The organism is Paenibacillus sp. FSL L8-0502 (assembly GCF_038593055.1).
In the GTDB taxonomy this organism is placed as follows: Bacteria; Bacillota; Bacilli; order Paenibacillales; family Paenibacillaceae; genus Paenibacillus; species Paenibacillus polymyxa_D.
Genome location: NZ_CP151958.1, coordinates 2,926,004 through 2,938,192, shown reverse-complemented (window position 1 = coordinate 2,938,192; position 12,189 = coordinate 2,926,004). Strand labels below are relative to the sequence as shown.

General features: G+C 42.7%; 2 protein-coding genes and 2 pseudogenes. All 4 read right to left on the bottom strand.

Translation table 11 applies throughout. The annotated features are described in order from the left end of the window. Positions 1-14: 14 nt before the first annotated feature. The 4 genes and pseudogenes from NSQ57_RS12520 to NSQ57_RS12505 all read right to left on the bottom strand — a co-directional run bounded on the left by NSQ57_RS12520 (position 15) and on the right by NSQ57_RS12505 (position 12,161). The gene (locus NSQ57_RS12520; protein ID WP_342424887.1) at positions 15-8,654 is read right to left on the bottom strand and encodes an amino acid adenylation domain-containing protein; all 8,640 of its coding nucleotides are present in this window, start codon (positions 8,652-8,654) and stop codon (positions 15-17) included. Continuing rightward, positions 8,647-9,555, bottom strand: a pseudogene (locus tag NSQ57_RS12515) (aminotransferase class III-fold pyridoxal phosphate-dependent enzyme); the annotation flags it as partial. The gene NSQ57_RS12520 and the pseudogene NSQ57_RS12515, both read right to left, overlap by 8 nt. A gap of 491 nt (positions 9,556-10,046) precedes the next feature. Then, positions 10,047-11,483 (bottom strand): annotated as a pseudogene (locus tag NSQ57_RS12510) (MFS transporter). 105 nt (positions 11,484-11,588) lie between these two features. Beyond that, entirely contained in the window at positions 11,589-12,161 is a 573-nt protein-coding gene (locus NSQ57_RS12505) for a hydrolase (protein WP_025723565.1), read from the bottom strand. Positions 12,162-12,189: the final 28 nt, after the last annotated feature.

Genomic DNA, 12,189 nt, shown 5'->3' with positions numbered 1-12,189 from the left:
CTTTTAATTCCTATTTATAGATTTTCAATCATGCTTAAAATTTCTTCGATTTCCACTGTATCGTTAAGTCTATTTTTAATACTTTTTGCTATTGCCGAAATTGTAGGACCCATAAACACTTCTTTTAATGCAAATTCTATGTCAAATTCTTTATGAACCCTTGATACAAGATTGGTTGCCTTTAATGAGTCTCCTCCTAATTCAAAGAAGTTATCATTTACTCCAATCTTCTGGACTCCAAGGATTTGGCTCCATATCAGTACAAGCTTCTCCTCAATTTCACCGAATGGTGCAGCATAGTCTACCCCTGTATTAATATTTCCATCAGGGGCAGGCAGGGCATTTCTATCTACCTTGCCATTCGCTGATAAAGGCAGTTTTTCCAACTGTACAAAATATGAAGGGATCATGTAGTCTGGCAGATCTTTGGAGAGATACTCCCTTAATTCCGGTATTGTCAATTCACTTTCTCCAACTATATATGCACAGATGTACTTGTTCCCTTGGGGGTCTTCCCTTGTTGCTGCCACAACTTCTTTTATTGAAGAATGTTTTAGAAGCTGAGCTTCTATTTCTCCAAGCTCTATTCGGTATCCGCGGATCTTAACCTGATGGTCTATTCTGCCCAGGAATTCGATATTCCCGTCAGGCAGCCATCTTCCCAGGTCTCCTGTTTTGTACAGCCTTATCCCCTTTTCTTCTCTGAAAGGATCTTCAAGGAATACATGGGCTGTTTTTTCAGGGTCATTTAAATAACCCCTTCCTACACCTGTTCCAGAGACGCAGATCTCTCCTTTTACTCCGATAGGGCACAGGTTCATGTTTTTATCTGTTATATATAGATTCATATTTTGTATAGGCTTGCCTACAGGAATGTTCTCTCCTTCATGAGCAGCTTCCATAGTATATAGAGTAATATCGTCCGCTGCCTCTGCAGGTCCGTAGGCATTAACTACTTTAGTATTTGGACATAGGTCAAACCATTTCCTTACTATGCCGGATTTTACGGTTTCTCCCGTTATCAGCAAGTAATGAAGTTTTTCCGGTTTATTCCCTGTACTTTCCACATACTCAAGCATTAAAGCAAGGTATGAAGGTACCACCTCAAGGACCGTTATGCCATCTTCTATGATCCGATTCGTAAACCTTGCAACATCCTTTACTATTTCATCTGGATAGATGATAATTTGAGCTCCTATGGTTAGGGCTGCAAAGAACTGCCATACAGATACATCAAAGTATTGAGGCGAGTTCTGGGATATTATGCTGTTGTTAGTTATACAAAGTTCCTTTATTTCCGCATGGATGTGGTTTATCATGCCAAGATGCTCTATCATAGCTCCCTTTGGTACACCAGTTGAACCAGATGTATATATAACATAGGCCAAACTATTTTTGTCTATATCTAGATCTAGGTTTTCGCCACTTTCAGCCTCAATCTCTTTTTCACACTGGTCAAGGTATATAATTCGGCCTTTATAGTTCTCACTAAGCTGCTGGGTCACATAATCTGATAAGGTCAACACATAGGCAGCTTTAGATTCCTTAAATATATCAAGCACCCTTTGTGTAGGGTATTTTGGATTTACAGGTATGTAAGCCCCCCCTGCTTTCCATATACCAAGTACCGATTCTACAAATAAGGGTCCCCTCTCCAGCATGACAACTACGGCTTCTTCTCTACCAGTGCCAGCCTTTAGCATGTACCTTGCTATCCTGTTTGCCCTTTGGTTAATCTGGCCATATGTAAATCTACGGCCTTCATACGCTACTGCTATATTGTCTGGACGTACTTTCGTCTGCTGCTCAAACAGGTGGTGTACCGTCAGGTGATGTTCAAATTCAACCTTCGTATCGTTAAAGCCGTATATTATTCGCTCCTTTTCTTCTTGGGATAACATATTGATTTCTGATAGTTTTTTTTCAGGGTTTGAGGTTATCTCTTCAAGGATATTAAAGTAATGCTGAACAAGCCTTTCTACCGTCTCCTTCTTAAACAGACGTGTAGCATATTCCATCCATAATATTATATTATGACCATCTGGTATCAACTGGAATGTTAGGTCAAATTTTGATGTTTTACTTTCAACCGGATATTTGGAATACTTTAATTCACCACGATGTTCCATAATATGCTCATCAGAAGGAACAATATTAAACATAACAGTAAATAAAGGATTTCTGCTTGAATCTCTCTTTACGTTAAGTTTTGTCACAAACTGATCAAACCTGTATTCCTGATTTTCATATGCTTCTAAGGAGCTTTCTTTTACTTCTTCCAAGAACTCAGTAAAGGCCTTATTTCCCTCTGGGAAATTCCTTAATGCCAGGGTATTTATAAACATCCCCAGTATTCTTTCAGTATCAAAATGAGTTCTTGCCGCTATAGGAGTACCAATAATTATGTCTTCCTGTCCTGAGTATTTATACATTAGTGTATTTAATGCCGCAAGAAGTATCATATACACGGTGGCTCCTGTTTGGGAGGAAAGTACATTTAATTTATCCATCAAATGACTGTCTAAATCAAATAGCAACCTATTTCCTTCAAAGCTTTGAAGGACAGGCCTAGGATAATCTGTAGGCATATCAAGGATAGGAATTTCACCCTTGAACCTATTAAGCCAGTATTCTTCCTGCTTTTTGTAAACCTCAGTGCTAAACAAGCCATTCTGCCACTGGGCAAAATCCTTATATTGCACCTCCATTGCCGGAAGGCTTTCACCACTTAATATAGAAACTATTTCATCAAAAGTCCTGATTATTGAAGTTCCATCCGAGACTATATGATGTACATCAAGCAAAAGTATTTGCCTGCTAGCATGGATTTCTATAAGACCTACTCTTATTAAGGGTGCTTTGCTTAAATCGAACGGTCTTACAAATTCATCGATTATTTTCTCTACTCCGTCTTCCTCAGACTCAAAATATTCTATAGTAAAATCAACTTCATCTTGTATCCTTTGCACAAGCTCCCCATCAATCATCTCAAAGGATGTCCTAAATGCTTCATGCCTTTGTATCAATGTTTTTAATGCTTCCCCAAGGGCAACCCTTTCAATCCCACCTTCAAATAAAATTCCCACAGGTATGTTATACCCAATGTTGTTACCCTCAAGATTATTAATGATATACATCATCTTTTGTGCAGATGAGGTTTCATAGTACTCTTTTTCAGAAACTTTAGGTATTCTTTCAAGCTCAGCCTTACCCATATTTAGGGAACCCTGTTCTGAAATCTTTCCCGATTCGTATAGCTTTGATATCATTTGCTCGGAAAGATCGTATATGCTGGAACCCTTAAGAAGTTCTACTATGGAAACAGGTGTTTTAAAGGCAACCTCCATCCTGTTTTTTATTTCGGTGGCCATTAATGAATCCATCCCAAAAACAGTTAGTGGTTGTTTGGTACTTAGATCCTCAGGATTATAACGCAAAACCTTCGCTACTATTGTTTTAATATGCATTTCAACGATATTCTGCCTGCTCTGTATTGGAGATGAAATAATATCCTCCAGGATATCAACATCCACCTTTGATTTATTTATATTCTCTTGTTGTCCTGACTCATCTTGCAAAAGAGTTTTAAGCACATGTGGAGAACTCATGGGCGAGAACCATTTTTCCCCAAACGTTTGCCACGAGAGTATAGGTAGAACCACAGACTGTGCAACAGCTTCTCCAACAAGGTGCTCCATAGCCCTAATTCCCTTTTCTACCGTTACAGATTCTATGGATTTTTGTATATAATACTCCGGATCACGTTCCATAAACCTTGCAGCCATTCCAACCTCTGACCATGGTCCCCAATTGATACTCAGTGCAGGAAGTCCTCTCGATAAACGGTAATGTGCAAGTGAGTCCAAAAAGGCATTCCCAGTTGCATATGCTCCCTGGCCTGGTGAACCAAATACAGAAGCAACTGAAGAAAATAAAATAAAGAAGTCAATAGGCCGTCCCTCTGTCATACGGTGAAGGTTCCATGCACCATTTACCTTAGGCGAAAGGACCCTATAAAAAGTCTCATCTTTACTAACCTCAAGAAATTGATCATCCGTAATACCAGCAGAATGTACAACACCTCGAATAGGAGGCCTTTCTTCCTTATCAAAATCTTTAAAAAATCCAGCAAGCTTTTCCTCATCAGTTACATCCACTGATCCAATATATACTGTTGCCCCCTGGGACTCCAGCTTACGAACAAACTCAATCCTCTCTGCAAGGCTGCTGCCTGGCTCTACATTGTTCCATTCAGAACGTTTTGGAAATTCTCCGCGTCCAAGCAGTACCAGATGTCTTGCTCCCTTGGCAACCATCCACTGGGCTGTAATCATACCTATGCCACCAAAAGCACCTGTAATAACATAACTTCCATCGGGGCGAAGATGTACGGGTACTTGATGCTGCATATCAATCCGCAGTTTATCGATTCTTGCTGCAAGTCTATTCCCATTACGGAAAGCAATTTGGTTCTCTCCATTACCTAAGACTTCTTTTAACAGCATTTCCATTTCACCCGCATTGGCCTCTATGTCAAGGTCTACAAGGCCTCCCCAATTTGAAGGCAACTCATGGTAACCTATGACGGTGCCAAGGCCCCATACCAACGACTGTAAGAATGCAGAATTTGGAGTAGCCCTGTTGATCATTTGGGCTCCTCTTGTAATAACCCACAGCTTAAAATTTAATCCCAGATTTGTGGTTGCTTGTACCAGGTGTTTTAATACAAACAGGTTTTCAAAACAAGCTTTTTCTATAGCTGTATTGCTAACTTCCTGGATCTCAAGGATATTGAGGCTCCACATATATACAATACCTGTTAGCTTCGTTTTAATTTTTGAGAATTCATCAAACAACGCTCTAAGATCCTCAATGCTTCGAGGGTTTATATATATCTCACGCTCTTCATACTGCCAACCAAAATTCTCACCAGGATATACCATAAAGCATTCTTCTCCCCTATTTTCAAGGAGATTTGCCAGTTCTTTTCCTGCTGCTTTATGATCCACAAAAATAAGCCATGCTCCAGAGTTAGCAGCAGCTGTGCGGGTATCAACTTCTTCACTTTTTAGAAGCTCCCAGTTTATCTCATAAAGATAATCCTTAACTCTTCCAGCATCAGACCCTCCACTATTTCCAAGTTCCTTAGTTCTTATGCCCAGTATTTCGGCGATTAGATTTCCGTCCTCACTATATAGACGGATGTTGGCGTTCAAATTATTATCTTTCCTATCTACCATCTGCGTATGACAAAGCATGACAGGCTCCGGCCTTCCATAAAGCTGCACCCTGTCTATTCCTACAGGTAGGAATGATTGGCCTTCGTTATTTTCATCTTCATTAAGTGGTGCAACTGCCGCAATGGTAACCTGGAAACAGGCGTCCAATACCGCCGGGTGAAGACCGTAGATAGAGCTATCAATCTCCAGTATTTTAGGGATCTCGATCCTGCCAAGAGCTTCGTTATCACCTTTCCATATCTTGTCTATACCTTGGAAATAAGGACCATAATGGAAACCCATTTGATAGAAGGTTTTATAACATACTTCTTTTCCGTATTCTTTGGTACAATTGCCAAGTATTTGAATCAACTCATCTTTAGCAGTGATCTTTATGTTTTGCCGTTTTCTTATTGTGCCGGATGCATTGCATGTCCAAGTCTTATCTTGTCCCGGTATCCTGCTTGAAATCTCGAATTTTGCGGTTTTTGGATCCAAAACCACCTGCACCACAGGTGATACTCCTTGATTTAAAAATAAAGCATTTTCAAACTTTATATCTTCAACTGTATAAAAACCCTCTCCAAAATAGCTTCTGGCACAAGCCATTCCCAGCTCTACATACCCTGCTCCGGGGAAAACTTCTATACCTTGTATTTTATGATCAGAAAGATACGTCATATAGGTAGTATTAAGTTCAATCTCCCATATAGGGCTGGAAGTTTTCAAACGGCGTCCTAAAAACTTGTGCTTATTTTTTCCCTGCCTAAATTCACTTGATTCCTGCGTTTCCATCCAGTATTTATCCCATTGCCATGGATAAAGAGGGAGACTTACAAACTCACCTTGGTACCGGTAAATCTTGTTCCAATCTATAGGGTATCCCAGTGCATATAGATTCCCTAAGTTCTCCAGTATTGAAACCTGTTCGTTTTCATTTCTTTTTATAGAGAACAACTTCTTACCTTCAACGTTTTTAGCTGACAGACAATTAGAAATAGAAGCTGCTAAAACAGGGTGAGGGCCCACCTCAATAAATAAGTTATAATTCAACGAAATCATTTCATACATTGCTGCTTCAAAACGTACCGGCTCTCTTACATTTTTATACCAGTAATGTCCATCACACTCTGTACCCGTCAGCATTTTCCCTGTAACCGTGGAATATATCGGTATCCCGGCAGGCTGGGACTTTATTCCTTTTAATGCCTCCAATAGCTCCTGCTCATATGGTTCCATTTGGTAACTGTGATACGCTACATTGACCTTTAAAAGCCGCGCAAAAACCCCCTTATCCTGCAACTGTTTTTGGATCTGCTCAAGGGCATCAGGATCACCTGACAAAGTTACCGAATTTGGGCTATTGATTGCTGCCATTGAAACACCTTTTATGTTCTCATCCAGCAGGACCACAACTTCTTTTTCTGGTAAACCTACCGCCAGCATTGTGCCCTTGTTTACTGCTTTTTGCTGTGCACGGCTTCTGTGAATACTTACCAACATGGCATCTTCAAGGCTGTAAATTCCTGCAACATATGTAGAAGCCACTTCTCCAACACTGTGTCCTACCACCGCATGGGGTATAATACCCAAGGATTTCCATACTTCAGTCAAACCCACCTGAACAGCAAAATTGGCAGGTTGAGCAAACTGGGGCTGGTCCAGACGTGAATTCTCCTCATCGGCGAGAAGTTCCTCCAGTAGAGACCATCCAGCATACTGACGTGTAAGTTTATCGCATTTTTCTATCATATTTCTAAACACAGGCTCTTTTTCAAGGAGCTGTCTGCCCATAGCCCACCATATGGGCCCCATACCTGTATATACAAAAACAGCTTTATTGTACTTTCCTGCCTCAACATTTCCCGCAGACATCCCCTGGCGTGCTTGTCCTTTAATATACGCTTCCAGGTTTCCTGCAAGTTCTTCCTTTGAAGATGCCGAAACTGCTAGTCTATAGTCATGATGGGTGCGCTTTTTGCTCATCATGCTTCCAATATCATATAAAGAAATACTTTCTCCACTTCCATTAATAAAATCAACATACTTTTGCGCATAGTTTTTTAGCGCCTTTTCTGAGCGCGCAGATATGGGAATCATATATGGCCATCCGGTATTTACATTAACTTCAGGAGTACCCTGTTTTTGGAGATCTGTAGCTTCCTCCAAGAGGATATGGGCATTTGTTCCTCCAAAACCGAATGAATTTATGCCAACCAATGCGGGTTGCGGCAAAGGCTCCAGGGTCTGAGGAATTCGTATACATAAATCGTCAAAGGGAATTTTAGGGTTTGGATTCTTAAAGTGCAGATGTGGAGGTATTTGCTTATGCTTTATGATTAGTGAAGCTTTTATCAGTGCGGCAACTCCTGCAGCGGCCTCAAGGTGGGCAATGTTTGTCTTAACAGATCCAACAATACACTTTTTATCTTTTGGCCTGTCTGTTGAAACCACTCGTGCTATTGCATTAGCCTCAATAGGGTCTCCAACCGGAGTGCCGGTGCCGTGAGCTTCAATATATGTTATATCTGAAGGTGATATTCCTGCCTTTTTGTATACCTCCTTCATTAAGTTTTCCTGAGCCTGCCCGTTTGGAACAGTAATCCCGTCTGTGTGGCCGTCCTGGTTTACACCCGATCCACTTATTACGGCATAAATCCTATCTCCGTCTTCGATAGCATCTGACAGGCGTTTTAAAACCACAACGCCGGCTCCTTCTCCTCTTGCATAACCGTTTGCACTGGAATCGAAAGTTTTGCACCGTCCATCGGGAGATAAAAAACCACCCTTACTTTCCGCTATGGTATACTCAGGTGTAGCTATAACACTTACTCCGCCTGCTATTGCGAGATTACATTCATTATTCAATAAACTCCCGCATGCAAGGTGTGTTGCAACCAAAGAGCCCGAACACGCTGTATCTACAGACAAACTTGGACCTCTGAAATCATATATATATGAAATCCTGTTGGACAACATTGTCATCATCATACCCGTTGCCGAATGTGTATCTAAACTTTCAACCGATTCGTTTTTAAATTGTATTGCTTGATAGTCAAGGGTGAAGCCCGCTACAAAGACACCGGTATTGGTTCCTGCTAGCTTGGCCGGATCCAAGCCTCCATCTTCCATTGCTTCCCATGATGTCTCCAGCATCAGTCTTTGCTGTGGATCAAGAAAGGCCGCTTCCCTTGGAGAAATACCAAAAAACAAAGGGTCAAACTCATCTATTTTATCTAAAAATCCACCATGACAGGTGTAATGCTTGCCTGGCTTTGATTTGTCAGGATCATAAAACTTTTCTAAATCCCAGCGGCCTTCGGGTAAATCGGAAGTCATATCTTTTCCCGCAGTCAATGCTTCCCAGAACTCCTCAGGCCCCCTTATTCCTCCTGGCAAACGGCATCCTATTCCTATAATGGCGATTTTATCCATAACTTTCGACCTCCAATACTTTATTTATATTCTCTTGAATAGCTTGTCTGATAATTGAACAACCCTGCTGCAAAAGTTCAAGCTCGATGGTTAACGGAGGCATAAGTTTTATAACACTGTCTTTTCTTCCTGCGCTTTCGATGATTAAACCGTTTTGGTAACATTCCTCTACTACTTTTTGCGTGATTCGCTCATCCTCCACATTGGAAAAATCAATACCCCAAATCAAACCTGCACCCCGAATGGTCAGGCCCTTATGTAATGACAAAATCTGCTTGGTTAAATATTCTCTTACAAATGCTTCCTTATATTTCACAGACTGTTCCAAATTATTCATTTCCCAATATTCCAACGCAGCTGTAGCTCCAATGAAAGCAAGCTGGTTTCCCCGGAACGTACCGTTATGCTCACCAGGCTTCCAGACATCAAGTTCCGGTTTCATCAGCAGAATAGACATGGGAAGGCCATACCCGCTGATTGACTTGGAAAGCAGTACAATATCAGGGATCATCCCGGCACGTTCAAATGAAAAGAACGGTCCGGTGCGTCCGCAGCCAACCTGAATGTCATCGCAAATCAGTAGAATACCGTGTCTGTCGCTAAGTTCCCTCAGCCTGAGCATCCATTCGGGTGAAGCTATATTTACGCCGCCTTCCGCCTGAATGGTTTCAAATATAATAGCCGCCGGTTTTTCGATTCCCGAGTGACCGTCGTTTAGAACGGCTTCCATGTATTCAATAGTATCGAATGAGTCAATTGGACTCTCGGAGTATGGGAAAAAGGTAACATCGGATAATGCTATGCCGGAGGAAGATCTTTTCTGAATGTTGCTGGTAACAGCCAGACTCCCCAGCGACATTCCGTGAAATCCTCCCATAAACGCAAATAAACCAGTCCGTTTAGTGAATGGCAGTACCAAGATACGGAAAAATTTCTTCCCCAATTACTTCATGTCTTGAGAAATAAGTGATGAGTCTTTCGTATCCGTATTTATCCTTTATGTGTTCTTTTAAAAAGTCCTGATCGATCATGTTTACACTCAATGATAATACAGTAATATGAAAATAATTCCAATAGGTCATAAGTTCTACTTTACTTGAAATTTTTATTAGGCTGGAAATCTTAAAATGAGAGCAACGTATTATAGCAAGGAAGCCACCTACATTTTTTGAGCGTGTATCGGGTTTGTAGAAGTAAAAAGGTATCCTTCTAATAAAAACTTCTTTAGTTACAGGTTGGTAAGCAATATTATCGTCAACGCTCCACTACCCGCCGGATATATATCGCTAGCTCCAGAAGTTTGGGCTTACCGGACGCGCTGGGGTTATGGCGGCAGCCGCAGGACCGATCGATGAGGATCGGACGGATTGACGCGGCATCAATGCGTCAAAGTCAAGAGGCCGCTGAAGAGCTTTCGTAAGCTTTTTTCTGTTGCGGACGGAACCACGAGGCAGCAAGAGCGAGTAGAGAAGTCCCTATTAGTGCGATGATGACCCAGCGGTAACCGTGAATGACGAAAGCAAAATCAACGGCAGAAATCACATTGTTCTTTCCGGAATACAGCACGTTCTTCAGGTGGGCTGGCAGCGCTGCGCCGACGATGGTTAAAGAAAGAGCCGTACTCAGCACTTGACCCAAGTTATATAGCATGGACCGCAGTCCATTCGCCACCCCGCGGCTTTGCTCCGGAACGCTTGACATGACCTCCGTCGTATTGGGGGTAAGGAATAAACCGGTCCCGACCCCGATTAACAACATGCCGCAAGCGGTGACCCCGTAAGAGAAATTTCCACCGACCACGAATAGGAGTAGTAGTAGTCCTGCTATAGAAATAAGAATTCCAAGTGAGGCCAGAACTCGAATGGCCGCCTTCTTAGTCAACATGCCAGCAATCGGAGAAATGACCAACATCCCTATCGTAATTGGAAGGATCCTTAGACCGGCATTAAGCGCGTTTTGGTGGAAGGCAAATTGGTAATAGAGAGCGAAGAGCAGAGCAACCGCCGTACGGGCAAAAGAATTAAAGAATGTAGCGATGTTCCCCATACTGAACGTCCAGCTTTCAAAAAGGCTTAAATCTAGTAGAGGTGATGCTGAACGATGCTCATGCCATAAAAATATAGTAGTAAATATGGCGAATATCGCAAAACCTCCGATCACCTGCTTGTCTCCCCAGCCCAGTTCTCCCCCCTTGGATAAAGCAATGATTAGACCCGCTAAAGCGACAAAGATCATGATGCCTCCATATCCGTCCACTTTTTTATGGAGCTGCGCTAGGGGCTTCACCCTTAGAATCCAGAGCCCCCAGATGAGAGCAATGATCCCGAAGGGAACATTAGACCAGAACACCCACCTCCAGCCTCAGGCGGTCGTGACCACGCCGCCGACGACCGGGCCAAGCACCTGCGCGACGGAAGCGGACAATAAATTCAGACCGAGACCGGTGCCCAGCTGCGATTGGGGAAACGCATCGGTAATCAGCGGTGTTGTGTTCGTCACTACGAGCGCTCCTCCGGCAGCCTGTACGATCCGAAGAAGGATTAGTACCTCTACATTAAAAGCATAACCGAGTAGTAAACTGGATACGGTAAAGATGGCCATTCCTATTAAATACATTCGGCTTCTTCCGAAAATATCCGAAATTTGTCCGAAGATTAAAATCAGGATAGTGTTTACCAGCATATAGGAAAGTAAAATCCAGCTGGAAGCTGCCGCATTCGCATGAAATTGCTGGCTTAATTCCGGCAATGCGACATTAAGCGTTCCGATATTGACCAGAACCAGGAACGCTCCGAGACTGGTTACAGATAAGACATACCAGGGGTACATCCTATCGGACTTGGGACTTCTCTTTTGGGTCATAGAGACCAACCTCCTGAAATAAAAAAACGACCCCTGGAACCTGATAAATCCAAGGGCACATCTCCTTTGGGTTCAAACTTCAGCAAAGGCAGAAATGATTTCCTGTGTTGTCCGAACACGCCCGATGCGTGGAAAAATAAAATTTTTCACGTGATCGTGCTCGGCTTGAGAAAACCCGGTCATGGCATCGATCGCCAAAATCAGCTGATACCCATTCATAAACGCTTCCCGCGCGGTCGTATCCACGCCAAGCCCGGTAGCGATGCCGCATAAGACGATGGTGTCGATTCCCCGGCGACGCAACTGCAGGTCGAGCTCCGTTCCGTAAAAAGCTCCCCATTGCTTTTTAGTAATGATGTGGTCTGTTTCGGCGACCCGCATTTCCGGGACGATTTGATCCCATCCTTCAGGCAGATTCAGTGGTGGTGCAGGCGAATCCAACTTCGGTCTCGGGATATCCTTCAGATCTTTGCTAGATACCCGGACCAGGGCAACCATTGAGCCTTGCTCACGGAAAGCATCTGCCAAGGCGGCAGCGTTAGATACTACCTGCTCGGCGGAATAAGGGGCGTATTGATTACCAAGCCATTTTTGCAAATCAATGACAACTAACGCTGTTTTTTGCGGATCCAATAATTTTTCCATTCTATATGTTCTCCTCACCCTTTGGATT